17 protein-coding genes are annotated in these 17997 nt (G+C 66.8%); 4 read left to right on the plus strand and 13 right to left on the minus strand.

The genetic code is table 11. The annotated features are described in order from the left end of the window. Positions 1-58 precede the first annotated feature (58 nt). Positions 59-751: a transcriptional repressor LexA gene (gene lexA, locus AB4Y68_RS01900; protein ID WP_441453561.1), complete on the plus strand. Its 693-nt coding sequence runs from the start codon at positions 59-61 to the stop codon at positions 749-751. Here the strand turns inward: lexA and AB4Y68_RS01905 are convergent. Then, positions 732-2825: a ComEC/Rec2 family competence protein gene (locus AB4Y68_RS01905; RefSeq protein WP_441453563.1), complete on the minus strand. Its 2094-nt coding sequence runs from the start codon at positions 2823-2825 to the stop codon at positions 732-734. The two genes, lexA and AB4Y68_RS01905, sit on opposite strands and share 20 nt — an antisense overlap. A gap of 79 nt (positions 2826-2904) precedes the next feature. On the opposite strand from AB4Y68_RS01905, the gene gltX reads away from it, so the two are divergent. From gltX to AB4Y68_RS01920, 3 genes are all read left to right on the plus strand, one after another. Further along, positions 2905-4320, plus strand: a complete 1416-nt coding sequence (gltX, locus tag AB4Y68_RS01910; RefSeq protein ID WP_441453565.1) for a glutamate--tRNA ligase — start codon at positions 2905-2907, stop codon at positions 4318-4320. Positions 4321-4385: 65 nt separating this feature from the next. Further along, positions 4386-5687 (plus strand): citrate synthase, encoded by a 1302-nt coding sequence (gene gltA, locus AB4Y68_RS01915; RefSeq protein ID WP_441453567.1) that lies wholly within the window; start codon positions 4386-4388, stop codon positions 5685-5687. Positions 5688-5848: 161 nt separating this feature from the next. Next, positions 5849-6007, plus strand: coding sequence for a hypothetical protein (locus AB4Y68_RS01920; RefSeq protein ID WP_441453810.1), 159 nt, complete (start codon positions 5849-5851; stop codon positions 6005-6007). Between the two features lie 18 nt (positions 6008-6025). On the opposite strand, the gene lpxB is transcribed toward AB4Y68_RS01920, so the two are convergent. From lpxB to frr, 12 genes are read right to left on the minus strand one after another with little or no spacing between them, the layout of a single operon-like run. Beyond that, on the minus strand, positions 6026-7192 hold the full coding sequence (gene lpxB, locus AB4Y68_RS01925) for a lipid-A-disaccharide synthase (RefSeq protein ID WP_441453568.1): 1167 nt from the start codon (positions 7190-7192) through the stop codon (positions 6026-6028). Further along, a complete protein-coding gene (lpxI, locus tag AB4Y68_RS01930; protein WP_441453570.1) occupies positions 7189-8025 on the minus strand; it encodes a UDP-2,3-diacylglucosamine diphosphatase in 837 nt (278 codons plus the stop codon). Before lpxI ends, lpxB begins: the two co-directional genes overlap by 4 nt. Then, a complete protein-coding gene (gene lpxA, locus AB4Y68_RS01935) occupies positions 8022-8810 on the minus strand; it encodes an acyl-ACP--UDP-N-acetylglucosamine O-acyltransferase (RefSeq protein WP_441453572.1) in 789 nt (262 codons plus the stop codon). The genes lpxI and lpxA overlap by 4 nt, the downstream gene beginning before the upstream one ends. Further along, positions 8807-9271, minus strand: a complete 465-nt coding sequence (gene fabZ, locus AB4Y68_RS01940) for a 3-hydroxyacyl-ACP dehydratase FabZ (protein WP_441453574.1) — start codon at positions 9269-9271, stop codon at positions 8807-8809. Before fabZ ends, lpxA begins: the two co-directional genes overlap by 4 nt. Continuing rightward, positions 9268-10281 (minus strand): UDP-3-O-(3-hydroxymyristoyl)glucosamine N-acyltransferase, encoded by a 1014-nt coding sequence (lpxD, locus tag AB4Y68_RS01945; RefSeq protein ID WP_441453576.1) that lies wholly within the window; start codon positions 10279-10281, stop codon positions 9268-9270. The genes fabZ and lpxD overlap by 4 nt, the downstream gene beginning before the upstream one ends. A gap of 9 nt (positions 10282-10290) precedes the next feature. Continuing rightward, on the minus strand, positions 10291-10875 hold the full coding sequence (locus AB4Y68_RS01950; RefSeq protein ID WP_441453578.1) for an OmpH family outer membrane protein: 585 nt from the start codon (positions 10873-10875) through the stop codon (positions 10291-10293). A gap of 32 nt (positions 10876-10907) precedes the next feature. Beyond that, positions 10908-13298 carry an outer membrane protein assembly factor BamA gene (gene bamA, locus AB4Y68_RS01955; protein WP_441453580.1) on the minus strand — a complete coding sequence of 797 codons (2391 nt, stop codon included), beginning with the start codon at positions 13296-13298 and terminating at the stop codon, positions 10908-10910. Positions 13299-13351: 53 nt separating this feature from the next. Continuing rightward, positions 13352-14569, minus strand: a complete 1218-nt coding sequence (locus AB4Y68_RS01960; protein WP_441453582.1) for a M50 family metallopeptidase — start codon at positions 14567-14569, stop codon at positions 13352-13354. A gap of 23 nt (positions 14570-14592) precedes the next feature. Next, entirely contained in the window at positions 14593-15789 is a 1197-nt protein-coding gene (gene dxr, locus AB4Y68_RS01965) for a 1-deoxy-D-xylulose-5-phosphate reductoisomerase (RefSeq protein ID WP_441453584.1), read from the minus strand. After that, positions 15786-16604, minus strand: a complete 819-nt coding sequence (locus tag AB4Y68_RS01970; RefSeq protein ID WP_441453586.1) for a phosphatidate cytidylyltransferase — start codon at positions 16602-16604, stop codon at positions 15786-15788. Before AB4Y68_RS01970 ends, dxr begins: the two co-directional genes overlap by 4 nt. Further along, positions 16604-17371, minus strand: coding sequence for a polyprenyl diphosphate synthase (gene uppS, locus AB4Y68_RS01975; RefSeq protein WP_441453588.1), 768 nt, complete (start codon positions 17369-17371; stop codon positions 16604-16606). The genes AB4Y68_RS01970 and uppS overlap by 1 nt, the downstream gene beginning before the upstream one ends. 30 nt (positions 17372-17401) lie before the next feature. Continuing rightward, positions 17402-17959 (minus strand): ribosome recycling factor, encoded by a 558-nt coding sequence (frr, locus tag AB4Y68_RS01980; RefSeq protein WP_441453590.1) that lies wholly within the window; start codon positions 17957-17959, stop codon positions 17402-17404. Positions 17960-17997 lie beyond the last annotated feature (38 nt).

Below are 17997 nucleotides of genomic sequence, written 5' to 3' on the forward strand. Positions count from 1 at the left end.
AAGAACACTTACAGAACATCGACAACGGTTCACGCCTTGTTCTGGAAGCCCGATACCGATGCTCACCAAGAAGCAGCACGAACTCCTGATGTTCATCCATGAGCGCATCAAGGAGACGGGCGTCTCGCCCTCCTTCGACGAGATGAAGGAGGCGCTTGATCTGGCGTCCAAATCCGGCATCCACCGGCTGATCACGGCGCTGGAAGAGCGCGGCTTCATCCGCCGCCTGGCGCACCGCGCCCGCGCGCTGGAAGTCGTCAAGCTGCCGGAACAGGCCACGGCGGGCGCGCCGCGCGGCCATGCGGGCTTCAAGCCCGGCGTCATTGAGGGAGGCGGTCGTCCGAAGAGCGCCGAGCCGGCTAACGACACCCGCGAACTTTCGCTGATGGGCAAGATCGCGGCGGGCACGCCCATCGACGCCATCGAGCATGAAACCGCCCGCTATCCGGTGCCGGAAGCCATGCTGGGCGCGGGCGAACACTATCTGCTCGAGATCGAGGGCGACTCGATGATCGAGGCGGGCATCCTCAACGGCGACATGGTCATCATCAAGTCGACTGCGGACGCCTCGTCCGGCGAGATCGTGGTGGCCCTGGTCGAAGGCGAGCAGGCGACGCTGAAACGCCTTCGCAAGAAGGGCGCTTCGATCGCGCTGGAGCCCGCCAACCGCAACTACGAGACCAAGATCTATGGCTCGGATCAGGTTGCGGTTCAGGGCAAGCTGGTCGGCCTTATCCGCCGTTATCACTGAAATCGGGGTCGGCCTGACGGGTCCAGGGCCGCTGCCCGCGCACGTCGGCCGCCCAAACCGCTTTCCAGCCCTTGCCGACGCGCCACAACTCGACTGAGCCGCCGCGTGCATAGTCGACCCCGTCCAGCACCAACCGCCCGGCGCATGAGGCCGGCAGCGAGGCCAGCTCGGCGCGGCTGCTGACGACCGACGCCGAACGGCACAGGGCATCCAGTTGTTCCGCCGATGGCGGCTTCTTACCCCACCACAGGGCGACCGGCCCGGCCTCGGCCGATTCCGGCGTGCAGAGCGACCGCTTGCAGGTCCAGCCCTCGTCCGAGCGCGGGGTCAGGGTCAGGCCGCGCCGCCGCGACCATAGGTCCGCCGCGAACTGACGTACGCCGGGGCGCACGACGACCGCCGCGTCGCCCTGATGAAACGCGGCATTGGTCCCGCCGTCGCCGATCCACAGGTCGGGCGCGGTCGGGCGCGGCCAGATCAGCACCGCCGCCGCCAGCGGCAGGCCCAGCCAGCGCAACCGCCCTCGCCACAGGCAGATGAACAGGATGCCGAAAAAGGCGACCGGCAAAGCCGCTGCCGGGGCGCTCGCCACGGTCTGCACCGCCCCCGGTAGCTCCGCTGTCCAGTGGCCGATAGCCAGCATCAGATCGACGCCCTTGCCCGCCAGCCACAGGAAGGGCGCGCCCAAGCCCAAAGGCTCCAGCGCCGCGCCCAGCGCCAGCGCCGGCATCAGGATGAAGTCCGCGATCGGCGACGTGGCCAGGTTGGCGACCAGGCCGTAGATGGCCGTGCGGTTGAAATGCTGCATCGCGAACGGACCCGTCGCCATGCCCGCCACCAGACTGGCGGTGCAGGCGACCAGCAGCCAGTTCCCCAGTCGTTGGGCTGCGACGATGGGCCAGGGCGCCGAAATTTCCTTGATCCGGCGCGGCCAGACCTCGACCAGCGCCACCAGAGCCGCCGTCGCCGCGAACGACATCTGAAACCCCGGCGTAACGATGGCCTCGGGCTGCAGCAACAGGACGGCGAAGGCCGCAACCGCGAGGGCGTGCATGGTCACCGCCTGTCGGTCCAGCAGGATGGCGACAAAGGCGATGGAGGCCGTGATCGCCGACCGCTCGGCCGGCGGCGGTGCGCCCGACACCACCAGATAGGTCCCGACCGCGATCAGCCCCGCGACCGCCGCCACCTTCTTGCCCGACACCCGCAGCGCCAGCCACGGCCAGGCCGCCACGCCCAAGCGAACGCCGAAGAAGACGAAGCCGCCGACGATAGCCATGTGCAGGCCCGAAATCGACAGGATGTGGGCCAGCCCGGAATCGCGCATGGCGTCCAGATCCTCGCGCCCGATCCAGGTCTCGTGCCCCGTGGTCATGGCGGCGGCGATCCCGCCGGTCCGCTCGCCCAGCCGCGCCACGATCCGCTGCGCCAAGGCGTATCGCGCCGCATTGATCTTCATCGCCATCCGCACCCGCCACGGCGGCTCGGGCAGGACAGTCGGCCGCGTCTGGCCCAAGGCGAACAGCGTCCCGCCCATACCCTGAAAATAGGCGTTGCGGCCAAAATCATAGGCCCCCGGACTGGCCGGCGACGGCGGCGGATTCAGAATGCCATAGAGCCGCACCGCCGTCCCCGGCGCCGGCGGCTCGCCCCGCACCGTGGCCCGCAACCGCACCGGCGTCGCCTCGGGCGCCAGTCCTCTGATCCGCACCGGCGCCACGACGATTCGCGCGCCGCGCTCGCCGGGACTGTCGACATCCATGACCCAGGCCTCGACCATGGTCGGTTCGGCCAAGGCCGGGGCAATCGGCCCGCTGACCGCCTCGGTCCGCAGCTTGGCCACCGCCGCCCCGCTGCACAGACAGGCCATCATCAACAGGATCAAGGTCCAGCGTCGCGCCAGCCCCAACCGCCGCGCCGCCAGCCAGGCCCCGCCGGCCAGCACCGCCGCGACCATCAGCGGCCAACTCGCCGGCTCGACCTTCAGGGCAAAATAGATCGCGCAGCCACCGCCGAAGAAGACCGGCGCCCACAACCGCCACCGATCGGTCTGGTCCGCGACCTCGGCGCGCACCCCGTCAAGAACACTTACGGCAAGGCTTCGCTTTGGCGCGCGCGGGCGTATAAGGGCCTCCGCAACGGACCCCTTGTTTATGACCTCCCCCTCCTCGACAGTCGTCACCCGCTTCGCCCCCTCGCCGACAGGCTACCTGCATATCGGCGGGGCGAGAACCGCGTTATTCAACTGGCTGTACGCCAAGAGCCGCGGCGGGAAATTCCTGATCCGCGTCGAGGACACGGACCGCGAACGTTCGACCGACGACGCCGTAAAGGCCATCTTCGACGGCCTGTCCTGGCTGGAGCTGTTCGGCGACGAAGAGCCCGTCTTCCAGTTCGCCCGCGCCGACCGCCACCGCGAAGTCGCCGAGCAACTGCTGGCCTCGGGCCACGCCTACCGCGACTACCTGACCGCCGAGGAAACCGGCACCCTGCGCGATCAGGCCAAGGCCTCGGGCAAGGACTTCGTCTCGCCCTGGCGCGACCGTGAGCCTAGCGTCGACGACCTGGCCAAGCCGCACACCATCCGCTTCCGCCGCCCGTTGGATCAGGCCGTTCTGGTCGAGGACGCGGTGCAGGGCGCGGTGCGCTGGGATTCGGCGTCGCTGGACGATCTGGTCATTCTGCGTTCCGACGGCGCGCCCACCTACAACCTCGCCGTAGTGGTGGACGACCACGACATGGGCGTGACCCACGTCATTCGCGGCGACGACCACCTGAACAACGCCGCCCGCCAGAGCCTGATCTATGACGCGCTCGGCTGGACCCGGCCGACCTTCGCCCACATCCCGCTGATCCACGGCCCCGACGGCGCCAAACTCAGCAAGCGCCACGGCGCCCAGGCCGTGCATGAGTATGCCGATATGGGCTACCTGCCCGAGGCCATGCGCAACTATCTGGCGCGTCTGGGCTGGGCGCATGGCGACCATGAACTGTTCAGCGACGAACAGGCCCTGGAATGGTTCGACCTGTCCGGCGTCGGCAAGGCGCCCGCCCGCCTCGACTTCGACAAGCTGGCCCACGTCAACGCCCACTGGCTCAGGCTGGCCGACGACGACCGCTTGGCCAAGCTGACGCTGGACGCCCATCTGGCCAAGGGCCGCGCGCTGCAGCCCGACGACGAGGCTCGCCTGTTGCGCGCCATGCCCTTCGTCAAGGACCGCGCCAAGACCATCGTCGAGTTGGCCTCCCAGACCGAGTTCGTATTGAAGACGCGCCCGCTCGCCCTGGACGAGAAGACCTGCGGCCTGTTGACCGGAGAAGGCGGCGAACGGATTTCACGACTCCGTGAACGCCTCCGTCTTTTCCAGAGCTGGGACGTCTTCGCCCTAGAGGCCGAGCTTAAGGCTTTTGCAGAAGAAGAAGGCGTAGGCTTCGGAAAAATAGGACCTTCGATGCGCGGCGCTCTCACCGGCGGCGCGGTATCCCCGGATATCGCGCGAATTCTTGCGGCGCTTGGACGCGACGAAGGTCTCGGGCGCTTGGATGATGCGCTGCAACAGACTAAGTGAACACCCATAACCACGCAGGCCGACGCCTCCCCGCGCCTGGTCGAAGGAAAACAAAAGGGGCCTAGATGACTGAACAAGCGAAACCCGCCGGCACGGCGACCTTCACCTACGGCGACAAGAACGTCGAACTTCCCGTCCTCGCGGGCTCCACCGGACCGGACGTCATCGACATCCGCAAGCTGTACGCCTCCACCGGCGCCTTCACCTTCGATCCGGGCTTCACCTCGACGGCGGCGTGCGAAAGCGCCCTGACCTTCATCGACGGCGACGAAGGCGTCCTGCTGCACCGCGGCTATCCGATCGACCAACTGGCGTCGAAGTCGAACTTCCTCGAGGTCTGCCACCTGCTGCTACACGGCGAACTGCCGACCGCCGCCCAGTTCGAGAAGTTCGAAGAGAACATCACGCGGCACACCATGCTGCACGCTCAGTTCGACCGCTTCTTCGAAGGCTTCCGCCGCGACGCTCACCCCATGTCGATCATGGTCGGCACCGTCGGCGCCCTGTCGGCCTTCTATCACGACAGCCTGGACATCCATGATCCGGTGCAGCGCGACATCTCGGCCATCCGCCTGATCGCCAAGATGCCAACGATCGCCGCCCGCGCCTACAAATACCACGTCGGACAGCCCTTCATCTCGCCGCGCAACGACCTGTCGTACGCCGAGAACTTCCTGCGCATGTGTTTCGCCGTCCCGGCCGAGGACTATGTGGTCGATCCGGCCTTGGTCCGCGCCATGGACCGCATCTTTACCCTGCACGCCGACCACGAGCAGAACGCCTCGACCTCGACCGTCCGTCTGGCCGGGTCGTCGGGCGCCAATCCGTTCGCCTGTATCGCCGCCGGCATCGCTTGTCTGTGGGGCCCGTCGCACGGCGGCGCCAACGAAGAAGCGCTGAACATGCTCAAGGAGATCGGCACGCCGGACCGCATTCCTGAGTTCATCCAGGGCGTTAAGGACAAGAAGTACAAGCTGATGGGCTTCGGCCACCGCGTGTACAAGAACTACGATCCGCGCGCCAAGGTCATGCAGCAGTCGGCCTATGAAGTGCTGGCCGCCACGGGCCGTGAAAACGATCCGCTGTTCCAGGTCGCCAAGGAACTGGAACGCGTCGCCCTGTCGGACGAATACTTCACCTCGCGCAAGCTGTTCCCGAACGTCGACTTCTATTCGGGTATTACCCTGTCAGCGATGGGCTTCCCGACCACCATGTTCACGGTCCTGTTCGCTCTGGCCCGCACTGTGGGCTGGATCTCGCAGTGGCAGGAAATGATGGCCGATCCGTCGCAGAAGATCGGTCGTCCGCGTCAGCTCTACACGGGCCCGACGCAACGCGACTACGTGCCGATCGAACAGCGCGGCTGATCGACGGCCAAAAGCTGAAACCGAAAACGCCGGGGCGAGAGCCTCGGCGTTTTTTGTTCGGCGACGCTCCACTCAACAGGCGCCGCGCTCCAGCCGCGCCGACATGCTAGACTGGCGACATGAGCGACCATAACGACGACGAACCCGTCCCCGCCAGCGCCATGGATGACATTCCGGGCGAAACGCCAGTCCAGCGCGCGCTTCGGCTGAAGCAGGCGGCGCTCGACGCCCGCCCCAAACCGCCCCGCGGCGGCCGCTTCCAGCGCGAACAGGCCGCCCGCATCAAGTCAGGCGCATCGCGCCCGTGGATGAGCAAGTGACCGCCTGATTTGGCGCGGTCAGCCGCCGCGCGCTGCGATGATTCTTAACACGGCGTCCGCCGCCAGTTCGGACGGATCGGGTCCGCCCCGCCCCATCAGGTCCAGCGCCCCGGTCTGGCGGGTGGCCTGATCGGCTGAGGCCTGCGGGTCCGCCAGCAGGCGGCCGACGGCGCCGGCGAGGTTCTCGGGCGTGGCGTCGTTCTGGATGAACTCGGGCGCGATGCGCTCGTCGGCGGCGATGTTGAACAGGGTGATGTGCTTGGCCGTCACCAGATGCTTCATCAGGGCGTAGCTGAGACCGTCGATCCGATAGGCGATGACCATGGGAGCGCCGGCCAGCGCCAGTTCGGTCGAGACCGTGCCGCTGGTGGCCAGGGCGACATTGGCCGCCTTCATCGCATCATACTTGTTAGATTCCTGCACCAGATGGGCGCGGAAAGGCCAGGCGGCGACGTGACCGGCCACGTCGGCGGCGACCGTTCCGGCGGCGATCACGGCGATTTCAAGCGACGGGTCCGCCGCCTTCAACCGCTGAACCGTCGCCTCGAACACGGGCGTCATGCGGGTGATCTCGCTGGGCCGACTGCCCGGCAGGACCAGCAGCAGGGGCGCGTCGGGGGCGATGCCGCGCGCAGCGCGGAAACGGGCGCCGTCGGCGCTCGCCATGTCCACATGCAGGGCCTGCGAGCCCACGACCGTCGTCGGCAGGCCCTCGCGCTCGAACCAGGGCGCGTCGAAGCTATAGAGCGACAGCAGGTGGTCGACGCTGGCGGCGAGCGTCTTGGCTCGGCCCGGACGCGAAGCCCAGACCTGAGGCCCGACATATTTGATCAGCGGCACGCCCGGCAGCACCTCGCGCAGCGCCTTGGCCACGCGGATGGTGAAGCCCCAACTGTCGATCAGGACGACCGCGTCGGGCCGCTCGGCCTTGGCCAGTTCGACCGTGTCGGCCACCCGACGCTTGACCAGACCATAGGCCTTCAGCCCCTCGATCCAGCCCAGGATGGACAGTTCAGCGATGTCGAACGGGCTGACGACGCCCTCGGCCGCCATCTTGGGACCGCCGACGCCGACGAAGCTGGCGTCCGGTCCCAGCCGCACCTTCAGCGCGTGCGCCAGTCCAGCGCCCAGGGCGTCGCCCGACGCCTCGGCGGCCACCAGCATGATCTTCAACGGACGGCTCATGCTTCGCCCCAGACATAAAGGCCCAGACGATCGGCGGTCTCGCGGATCGCGTCACGGTCGATCAGGATCAGCCGTCCGGCCCGTCCGCCGACGCCCGCCAGACCAGCGGCGGCGGCCAGTTCGAGGGTGCGAGGGCCAATGACCGGCATGTCCACCCGGAGGTCCTGAATCGGCTTCGGCGCCTTGCCCAAGGCACCCTTCAGAACGCCGGGGGCGCCGTGCAGATCAGCGGGCAGACCGGCGACGCGCGTCAACATTGCGTCAGTGCCCTCCTGCGCCTCGACCGCCAGCACCAGTCCCTCGCAGACGACCGCGCCCTGACCGATATCCAGTTCTCCTGATTTTTCAGCGACGTGCAGCGCCTTCCTCAAGTCCTGAAGTTGCTCGTTCGTCGGCGTCAAGGTGCCCAAGGCGCCAGGCGCCAGAGCCTCTCCGCCCAGAATGTCGTCCGCGCCCTCGACCGCATAACCCTCGGCCTCGAACACCGACAAGATCTTGCGCAACAGAGCGTCGTCGCCCCTGGTCGCCGCCGCCACGATGCCCGGAAGCAAGGTCGCCCCTTTAAGATCTGGCTTCAAACTCTTGAAATCAGGCCGGTTTACATAGCCGGCCAGACAGACGGCTTCGCAGCCTTCGGCCTTCATCGTCTTCAGGATGCGGCCGATCTCGGCCATGCCGAACTCGGTGCCCGGCCAGCGCACCAGGTGGGCGTCGGCGAACCCGGCCAGACGGATGATGAAGACCGCCCGCCCCTCGGCTTCGCACCGGGCCGCGATCTTGAACGGCAGATCGCCGCCGCCCGCGATCAGGCCCAGCTTGGGCGCCGGGTTCATTCCTTGCCCGGCAGGCAGAGTGGTCGCTTGGCGCCGTCGCGGATGAAGGCGACGATTTCCATGATCTCGGGCAGGTCGGCATAGGCCACCTCGACGCGGTCTAGCCGCTCGGCGAAGACGCCCTCACCTTCGAACAGATCGCGATAGCCGGCCAGCAGGCGACGCACCGCGTCCTTGCCGTAACCCTTGCGCTTCAACCCGATCAGGTTGAGCCCGTGCAAGCTGGCGTGATTGCCCCAGGCCGAGCCGTAGGGGATGACGTCGCGCGTCACGGCGGCCAGACCGCCAACGATGGCGCCCTGCCCCACCCGACCGTTCTGATGCACGGCGCACAGCCCGCCCAGGAAGACCTTGTCGCCGATCTGAGCGTGGCCGCCCAGAGTGGCGTTGTTGGCCATGACGACATGGTCGCCGACGACGCAGTCGTGGCCGACGTGGGCACCGGTCATGAACAGGCCGTTAGAGCCGACACGGGTCACGCCTGTGCCCTGCGGCGTGCCTCGGTTGAAGCTGGCGTGCTCGCGGATGACGTTGTCCGAACCGATCTCAAGCCGGACGGGCTCGCCCTTGTAACCGTTGTGCTGAGGGTCGCCGCCGATGACGGCGAAGGGGTGGATCACAGTCCGCGCGCCGACGCTCGTGTCCTGCTGGACCACCACATGGCTGACCAGCGTGACGCCTTCGGCCAGGGTCACGCCCGGGCCGACGATGCACCAGGGGCCGATCATGACGCCGTCGGCGATCTGGGCCGAGGCATCGACGACGGCGCTCGGATGGATAGTCACGCAGCGGGGTCCGGCACGGTCACGACCATGGCCATGAATTCGGCTTCGGCAGCCAGCTTGCCGTCGATGAAGGTCTCGCCGCGGAACTTGTAGGCGTCACCGCGCGCGCGGATCACCTTGACCTCCATGCGCAACTGGTCGCCCGGGCGGGCGGGCTTGCGGAAGCGTACGCCGTCGATCGACATGAACATGATGACCTTGTCGGCCACGGCGACGTCCAGCGACTTGGACATCAGCAGAGCGCCCGTCTGGGCCATGGCCTCGACGATCAGCACGCCCGGCATGACCGGGTCGATCGGGAAGTGACCGGGGAAGAAGGGCTCGTTGTGCGAGACGTTCTTGATGCCGACGATCGAGGTCGCCGCGACGAAAGCCTCGGCCTTGTCGACCAGCAGGAAGGGATAGCGATGCGGCAACCGCCGCATGACTTCCGCATAGTCGATCCTGTCAGCGTCGCTCATGATTCTCTCGGGGTCTTCTTCTGGGACGCCTGTTTGGCCAGCCAGATGGCTTCGCGCAAGGATTGGCGAAGCGGTTTTGCAGGATAGCCGGACCATGTCTCGCCCGGCGGAATATCGGCCAGAACGCCGCCGCCAGCCGCGACACGCGCGCCTTCGCCGATGGTGATGTGGTCGCCCACGCCCGCGCGGCCGCCGAAGATGCAGTTGTCGCCCGTCGTGACCGAACCCGAAATGCCGGTGTGGGCCGCCATCAGGTTGTTGCGGCCGATGACGCAGTTGTGGCCGATCATGACCAGATTATCGATCTTGGTGTTCTCACCCACGACGGTGTCGTCATAGGCCCCGCGGTCGATGCAGGAGTTGGCGCCGATCGTCACTCCGTCTTGCAGGATGACGCGGCCCAGTTGCGGAATATCAACCGGGCCGGCCTTGGACCCGGCGGCGCCGAAACCCGCCTCGCCGATCCGCGCGCCGGACAGAAGTTTGACCCGGTCGCCGAGCAGGGCGAACCCAACGGTGACGTTCGAGCCGATCAGGCAGTCCCGGCCGATCTGCACGCCGGGACCGATCACGGTGTTGGCGCCGATGCGCGTGCCACGACCGATGCGGACGCCCTCGCCCAGCACCACGCCCGGTTCGATCATCACGCTGCCGTCCTCGACGACCTCCGCGACGCCCGCTGCGCGATCCAGCCGGATCGGCTGATGCAGCAGGGCCGATGCCCGCGCCCAGGCGGCTTGCGCTTCGCCGGACACGATCACCGCCGCGCCCTCGGGCGCCGCTTCGACCGCCGACGCCGGCACGATGACGCAACCGGCCTGGGTCTCAGCCAGGGCCGCCGCGAATTTTCGGTCGCCCAGAAACGCAATCGCGCCCCGGTCCGCATTGGACAGGGGCGCAACGGCCGAGATGACGACTTCGCCGCCCCGGACCACCTCCCCGCCGATTTTCTCGGCGAGGGCGGCGACCGTCAGGGGCGACAGGGTCTCAAAGAACCTCGGATCGGGCATGGCCCGGTCTTACGACTGCGGCTGGGCCGGAACCGGCATACGGTTGAAGCTGAGCGTCGGCAGGGCCGTGTTCAGGCGCTGGATGACCAGCGGCGTCACGTCCATGGCCGGGTTCATGATGAAGACGCTTTCGCGGTCGACCATGATGCCGCAGCCCTTCTCTTGATAGACGGCGACCAGGATGGGCTCGATGGCTTCCGAGATCTTCCTGCGCTGTTCACCCAGGGTGTAGCGCAGTTCGTTGTCGCGGGTCTGCTCCAGTTGCTGAGCTTCCTGAGCACGCTGCTGCAGCGCCTGGCGACGCTGGTTCAGTTGGTCGGCTGGGATGGTCGAGGCGCCCGATTGCAACGCCTGGTACTCGGTCTGCAGTTGCTGGGCGTAGGGGGCGATCTCGCCCTGAACGTCCTTGGCCAGTTGCTCCATGCGCGTCTGCACGGCTTGACCAACGGACGATTGAGCCAGCGCCTGCTGGTTGAAATAGACGCAGACGCCCGGGATCACCGGGCCGGGGTTGGCCGGGCCTTGCGATTGAGCCATGGCCGCCGAAGCGGTGAGCGAAACGAGGGCGGCGGCGCCGATAGCGAACAGTTTCATCTTGAACCTTTGAGCAGTCTGGAAGGCTGCGGTTAGAACTGGGTCGAGGTGGAGAAGCGGAAGGTCTCGGTCTTGTCGTAGTCTTCCTTGGACAGAACCCTGGACAGATCGAAGCGGATCGGTCCCATCGGCGAACGCCAGTGAATGCTGACGCCGGCCGCCGCCCGCAGGGCGAGGTTGTCGGCGATGTTCGGATTGAGCGCCCCGGTGAGGGAGTCGGCCTTATAGCGATCGTCCAGCAAACCGAGGGTGCCGACATCGGCGAACAGCGAGGTCTTGATGCCGTATTCTTCCGGCAGGTAGTTGGGCACCGTCAGTTCAACCGTGCCGATGGCGTAGAAGTTTCCACCCAGGGCGTCGGTCGTGGTCAGATCGCGCGCGCCCATGCCGGCCGTTTCGAAGCCGCGGAAGGTGTTGCCGCCCTTGAAGAAGCGGTCGTTGATGCGGATCGGGTCGCCGTTCCAGCCGGTGACGTAACCGGTCGAGCCCTGCAGGCTGACCACCCAGTTCGGGCGGATGCCATAATACCAGGACGCGTCCGCCTCGGTCTTCAGATAGTTCACATCGCCGCCGATGCCGGCGAAGTCCTGACGGAGCGACGCCGACCAGCCGCGGGTCGGCCTGACCGGGTCGTTCAATCGGTTGACCATCAGCGTATAGCCCGCCGACGAGTTCAGGAACGAGCCCGCCTGATCGCACAGCGCCGACGACCCCACGCTGGAGCAATAGCCCGACGGGATGATGACCTCGTCCGACTTCAGGAAGTAGCGCACGCTGAAGGACGAATAGCCGTTCAGCGGATAGCTGAGGCGCAGACCGCCGCCGGTCGACCGATAGTCGTAGGACGAGTACTGGCTGAGGTCGTACCGCGTGTGGAACAGGTCGAAACCGGCCCGCAGGTCGCGACCGAGGAATTTCGGCTCAGTGAAGCGGAAGTCGATCTGCTGACGCAGCGAGCCCCATTCCGCGCGCGCCACCACGTTCTGACCCCGACCTCGGAAGTTACGCTCGGAAATGCCCAGGTTCAGCACGAAGGAGTCAACCGAGCTGAAGCCCGCGCCGACGGACAATTCGCCGGTCGGCTGTTCTTCGACGGTGACGTTCACGATCGAACGATCCGGCGCGCTGCCGCGCGTCTCCTCGATCTTCACGTCCTTGAAGAAGCCCAGAGCGCGCAGATTGTTGCGCGAACGCTCGACCAGCGAGCGGTTGAAGGCATCGCCCTCGCCGACCATCAGCTCACGACGAATGACCGAGTCCAGGGTCCGCGTGTTGCCGACCACGTTGATGCGGTCGATATAGACCCGCTGACCTTCCTTGATGTTGAAGGTGACGTCGACCGTGTCGGTGTCGGGGTTGGCGCGATAGGTCGGATTGATCTCAACGAAGGCATAGCCGGCTGAACCCGCCGCGAAGGTCAGGGTGTCGACCGCGCTCTGGATGCGGTCGCTCTCGTACAGATCGCCCGAACGGATCGGCAGCAGGCGCTTCAGGAAGTCGGCGTTCAGACGATCGTTCTCGGTGACGACCTTGACCTCGCCGAAGTTGTACCGGTCGCCTTCGTCCAGCGTCAGGGTCATGCCGAACGCGCTGTTGTCCGGCTTCAGCTCCGCCACCGACGACAGGATGCGGAAGTCGTAGTAGCCACGGTTCGTGTAGAATTTCCGCAGTTGCTCGCGGTCGTAGTCCAGCCGGTTCGGGTCGTAGTTGTCGTTCGAGCTGAACAGGCGCCACCACTGCGATTGCTTGGTGACCATGACCTCGCGCAGATCGCTGTCCGAGAAGGCCTTGTTGCCCAGGAAGGTGATGGCGGCGACGCCGGTCTCCGGTCCCTCGTCGATCTCGAACACCACGTCGACGCGGTTCTGATCCAGTTGCACCAGCTTCGGCGTCACGGTCGCCGAGATGCGGCCCGACAGGCGATAAAGCTCGACGATCTTGCCCACGTCCTCCTGGACGCGGGCGCGCGTGTAGATGCCGCGCGGCTTGATCGTCACTTCGTCACGAAGCTTCTTCTCGGCGAGCGCCTTGTTTCCCTCGAACGTCACCTGATTGATGATCGGGTTTTCGGCGATTTCGACGATCAGATCGCCGTTGGCCTGAAGGCCGATCTGCACGTTGGCGAACAGAGCGGTCCGCGACAGCGTCCGCACCGCCACGTCGATCACGGCCGCGTCAACGGTGTCGCCAGGCTGGATGGGCAGGTAGGACAGAACCGTCGTCTGATCGATCCGCTGATTGCCGCGAACCAGAATCCGGCTGACCACGCCGCGTTCCTCGGCCGGGGGGGGCGCCGCCACCGTGACCTGCGGGTCCTGCTGGACCGCAGCAGGCGTCTGCGCCAGCGCCGGCCCAGCCAGGCCGGCGGCGACAGCCAGCACCAGGGCGCTGGGTCCAAGGATACGGCCACGGGTTCGGATCATGAGGCGACTGTCGTTCTGAATCATTCGGGGAACCATCGGGGGCTGGCGTCGGCTCACGAGACGAGCCCGCCGAGGAATTTGAAGAGATTGAGTTTCTGCAGGTCGTTCCAGGTCGCGAACAACATTAAACTGGCCAGCAAAGCAAGACCGACCCGATATCCCGCCTCCTGAACCTTGGCCGCCACAGGCCTGCGCGCCACCGCCTCATAGGCGTAGAACATCAGATGCCCCCCATCCAGAACCGGAATAGGCAGCAGATTTAGAAAGCCGATTCCGACCGAAAGTATGGCGGCGAAGCTGGTCAGCGTCAGCAGGAGATTTCCCGCCATCGCCAGCGGGTCGGGATTGGCCGCCACCGCCGCATTGGTCAGTGCGCCCGACGCCTTGGCGATGCCCAGCGGCCCGCTGAACTGGTCGCCTGATTCGCGACCGGTGAAGATGCGGCCGATATAGGTGAAGGTCGTGCTCAGAATGGCGCCGGTTTCCTTGAACCCCTGCCCCACGGCGGCGACGGGTCCATAACGAACGTGACGCACTTCATCACGGCTGGAGCCCATGCCCAGACCGATGCGGCCGATCGAAACCCGACCGGCGATGGGATCATTCTCGACCCGGCGCTCGGGCGTGGCGGTCAGCAACACATCGGCGCCCGCGCGCTCGACCGTGAACCGCACGGGATCGCCGCTGCTCAAGGCCACGACGCGGGTCACCTCACCGCCGTCTGCGATCAGCTTGCCGTTGACGCGCGTGATCAGGTCGCCGGGCAGGAAGCCGGCGGCGGCGGCAGGGGAATCCGGCTGGACCTGCATGACCCGTGCGGGGCGCTGCTCGACGCCGACCAGGCTGAACAGCAGGGTGAAGATGGTGATGGCCAGGACAAAGTTGGCGAACGGACCGCCCGCCACGACCAGGGCGCGCTGCCACAAAGGCTTGAAATACAGATAGTCGCGCTCGGCCCCCGGACCGTGGGCGGCGACGACTTCCTTTTTCAGGACGTCCAGACCGGCGCGGTCCGGCACGCCCGTGGCATCCAGATCGCCGGAGAACTTGACGTATCCGCCCAGTGGCAGCCAGCCCAGACGCCATTCGACGCCCTGCTTGTCCGTGCGCCGAAAAATCGCGTGGCCAAAGCCGATGGAGAACTGGTCCATCTTCACCCGGAAGGCGCGCGCCGTCAGGAAGTGGCCCAGTTCATGAATGGTGACGACCAGCGTCAGCACCAGCAGGAACGGCACGACATAGATCAGGGCCTGCCCCAGAACACCTAGCATGCCGGTCAAGTCTCCCGTCGCCCTCAGGCAGCAACCGCCAGCGAGGCGATGATGTCGTTCGCAATCCGCCGGGCCGTCGCATCAACGGCCAGGGCCGCATCGCAGGCATCGTCGGAACCGGAACCCATCCCCGCGTTCGTCGCGCGTTCCAAGGTGTCGGCGACGACTGCGGCAATATTGAGAAAGCCCAGTCGGCGGTCAAGGAAGGCCAGGGCCGCGACCTCATTGGCCGCATTGAAAACGATGGGCGCCACGCCCCCCCTCGCCAGGGCTTCGCGCGCCAGCCGCAAGGCCGGGAAGCGCGTCTCGTCGGGCGCTTCGAAGGTCAGACGCCCCAGGGCGGCCAGGTCCAGCTTGGGCGCCGGCCAGGCCAGCCGGTCGGGCCAGGCCAGGGCGCAGGCGATCGGCGTCTTCATGTCCGGGGGCCCCATCTGGGCCAGCGTCGATCCATCCACATATTCCACAAGGCTGTGGATGATCGATTCGGGGTGGACGACGACGTCGATGCGATCGCCGGCCATGCCGAACAGATAGGCGGCCTCGATCAATTCCAGGCCTTTGTTGGCCATGGTGGCGCTATCGACCGAAATCTTGGCGCCCATGCTCCAGTTCGGATGAGCGACCGCCTGTTCAGGCGTGATGCGCCCCATGGCCTCCCGCGGCAGGGTGCGGAAAGGACCGCCCGAAGCCGTCAGCACCAGTTTCGACACCTGCTCCGGGGCCTCGGCCGGAAACACCTGAAAGATGGCGGAATGCTCAGAGTCGACCGGGATCAGCTTGCCGCCGCTGTGCCTGACCCGCTCGATCAGCGCCGGGCCACAGCAGACCAGGCTTTCCTTGTTGGCCAGGGCCAGCGTCGCGCCGGTGCCGGCGGCGGCCCAGGCGGAACGCAGCCCCGCCGCGCCGACGATGGACGCCATGACCCAGTCCACGGGGCGGGTCGCGGCCTCGACAATGGCTTCAGGGCCGGCCGCGACGTCGACATCCGTACCGGCCAAGGCGTCGCGCAATTCCCTCAAGCGAGCGGGATCGGCGGTCACCGCCAGCTTCGGTCGCCAGCGCCGCGCCTGTTCAGCTAGCCGAGCGATATTGTTTCCGCCGGTCAGGACCTCGACCTGAAACGCGCCGGAGCCTGCCTTCTCAGCCTGATCCATCAGGTCCAGCGTCGAGGTGCCGACTGAGCCGGTCGAGCCCAGCACGCTGACCTTGCGGGCGATCATGCGCCCTGCCCCAGCATCAGAACGATCACACGCCCCGCCGCCACGACCACGACCGCGAACATCAGGCCGTCGACCCGGTCCAGCAGGCCGCCGTGGCCCGGAATGATATTGCCCGCGTCCTTCACCCCGAAGCGACGCTTCAAGGCCGACTCCCACAGGTCGCCCGCCATGGTGGCCAGAGCCGCCGCCAGACCCAGGACGCCGCCCCAGAAGATGTTCAGCCGGCCCATTTCCAGCCAGCCGGCCATGGCGGCCCCGGCGATCATCCCGGCGATAAGCCCGCCGATGAAGCCCGACCAGGTCTTGTTGGGCGAAAAGCGCGGCCACAGCTTGGGCCCGCCTACGGCGCTGCCGACCAGATAGGCCAGAATGTCCGAGGCCCAGGCCACGGCGAAGACCAGCACCGTCCAATAGAGGCCTTGCGCCGCATTCAGATCGCGCAGCCAGATCAGCAGCACGCAGGGCCAGCCGAGATAGAGAACGCCATAGGCCGCATCCAGCGCCTCGGCCCCGCGCGACCGGGCAAACAGCCCTGCCGAGAAGGCGCCGAACACCAGCAGGATCAGCGCCAACGACATATGGCCGACATGGGCGGCGATCACGGCAACGATCAACGCCAAGGCCACGGCCACGCCGACGGAGCGCCAATGGCGCGGCGCGCTCATGCGTGACCATTCAAACGACAGCAAGCCGCATGCCGCCACGACCAGGGCGCAGAACCAGCCGCCCCCTGCCCATGTCGCCAGCACGGCGGCCGGCGCCAGCACCACGGCCGAGGCCGCTCTCAGGCCGATGTCGCCGATTTTCAAAGCCATCAGTTCGCCGCCGTCTTCACCGCAGCCGCGTCCGGCAGGGCGTCGCGCCCGCCGTAACGCCGCTCGCGATTGCCATAGAGAGCGACCGCCTCGCCCAGCGCCTCGGCGCCATAGTCGGGCCAGAGGATGTCCTGAAACACCAGTTCGGCATAGGCGGCTTCCCACAACAGGAAGTTGGACAGCCGCTGCTCGCCCGAGGTCCGTACGATCAGGTCCACCGGCGGCGCCCCGGCCGTCGACAGGCCGGCCCCGAGGTCGTCCTCGGTCACTTCGCCGGTGAACTGTCCCGTGCGGGCCTGATCGACCAGCCGCTGGGCCGCATCCACCAGATCGGCCCGCCCGCCGTAGTTGAAAGCCACCTGCAGCAGGAACCGGTCGTTGCCGGCCGTCTGCGCCTCGGCGCGATCGACAATGGCGGCGATGTCGCTGGGCAGGCCCCTGCGGCGGCCCAGCACCCGGATGCGCACGCCGGCCGCGGCCAGTCGCTTCAGGTCGCTGCCGACGAACGAACGGACCAGACCCATCAGATCCGACACCTCGTCCGCCGGGCGGCTCCAGTTCTCGGTGGAGAAGCCGAACACGGTCAGGCAGCGAATGCCGAAGTCCGGCGCCGCCTTGATCGTGCGGCGCAGCGCCTGAACGCCCTCGCGATGACCCATCACGCGCGGCAAGCCGCGACGCTCGGCCCAGCGACCGTTGCCGTCCATGATCAGGGCGACGTGACGAGGCCCCTTTTCAGGCGCCGTGGCGACGGTCTCGGCCGACATTAAAAAGATCCCTCCTGACGCGAACCTGCGTCAGACCTGCATGATCTCGACTTCCTTGACCTTCAAGGCCTCGTCGATGCGCTTGATGGCCGCGTCCGTGTCCTTCTGGACCTCGGTCTCCATCTTCTTCTGTTCGTCCTGGCTGATCTCGCCCGCCTTCTCGGCCTTTTTCAGGTCGTCGTTGGCGTCGCGGCGCACGTTGCGCACGGCGATCTTCTGCTGCTCGGCGTATTTGCCGGCCAGTTTGACCAGGTCCTTGCGGCGCTCTTCGGTCAGCGGCGGGACGGGAATACGCAGGGTCTGACCGTCGACGATCGGGTTCAGGCCCAGGCCGGCGGCGCGAATGGCCTTCTCGACCGCCACGACCATGGCCTTGTCCCAGACGCTGACCGAGATCATGCGCGGCTCGGGCACGCTGATGGCGGCGACAGCGGTCAGCGGCGAGGTCGAGCCGTAGGCTTCGACCTGAACCGGGTCCAGCAGGCCCGAGTTGGCCCGGCCCGTGCGCAGACCGGCGAAGTCTTCCTTCAGCGAGGCGACGGACTTTTCCATCCGGTCCCGGTAGGTCTTGAGGTCGGGCTTGGCCATTGTCGTTTTCCTGGTCTGGTCTTTATCGGTCGGTCGCC

Source organism: Brevundimonas sp. 2YAF1, assembly GCF_052114745.1.
Classification (GTDB): Bacteria; Pseudomonadota; Alphaproteobacteria; order Caulobacterales; family Caulobacteraceae; genus Brevundimonas.

Bases quoted from the DNA above. Each gene is read 5' to 3' on its own strand.
- lexA (WP_441453561.1), top strand. From the start codon at position 59: ATGCTCACCAAGAAGCAGCACGAACTCCTGATGTTCATCCATGAGCGC.
- gltX (WP_441453565.1), top strand. From the start codon at position 2,905: ATGACCTCCCCCTCCTCGACAGTCGTCACCCGCTTCGCCCCCTCGCCG.
- gltA (WP_441453567.1), top strand. From the start codon at position 4,386: ATGACTGAACAAGCGAAACCCGCCGGCACGGCGACCTTCACCTACGGC.
- AB4Y68_RS01920 (WP_441453810.1), top strand. From the start codon at position 5,849: ATGGATGACATTCCGGGCGAAACGCCAGTCCAGCGCGCGCTTCGGCTG.
- lpxB (WP_441453568.1), bottom strand. From the start codon at position 7,192: ATGAGCCGTCCGTTGAAGATCATGCTGGTGGCCGCCGAGGCGTCGGGC.
- lpxI (WP_441453570.1), bottom strand. From the start codon at position 8,025: ATGAACCCGGCGCCCAAGCTGGGCCTGATCGCGGGCGGCGGCGATCTG.
- fabZ (WP_441453574.1), bottom strand. From the start codon at position 9,271: ATGAGCGACGCTGACAGGATCGACTATGCGGAAGTCATGCGGCGGTTG.
- lpxD (WP_441453576.1), bottom strand. From the start codon at position 10,281: ATGCCCGATCCGAGGTTCTTTGAGACCCTGTCGCCCCTGACGGTCGCC.
- AB4Y68_RS01950 (WP_441453578.1), bottom strand. From the start codon at position 10,875: ATGAAACTGTTCGCTATCGGCGCCGCCGCCCTCGTTTCGCTCACCGCT.
- bamA (WP_441453580.1), bottom strand. From the start codon at position 13,298: ATGATCCGAACCCGTGGCCGTATCCTTGGACCCAGCGCCCTGGTGCTG.
- AB4Y68_RS01960 (WP_441453582.1), bottom strand. From the start codon at position 14,569: ATGCTAGGTGTTCTGGGGCAGGCCCTGATCTATGTCGTGCCGTTCCTG.
- dxr (WP_441453584.1), bottom strand. From the start codon at position 15,789: ATGATCGCCCGCAAGGTCAGCGTGCTGGGCTCGACCGGCTCAGTCGGC.
- AB4Y68_RS01970 (WP_441453586.1), bottom strand. From the start codon at position 16,604: ATGGCTTTGAAAATCGGCGACATCGGCCTGAGAGCGGCCTCGGCCGTG.
- uppS (WP_441453588.1), bottom strand. From the start codon at position 17,371: ATGTCGGCCGAGACCGTCGCCACGGCGCCTGAAAAGGGGCCTCGTCAC.
- frr (WP_441453590.1), bottom strand. From the start codon at position 17,959: ATGGCCAAGCCCGACCTCAAGACCTACCGGGACCGGATGGAAAAGTCC.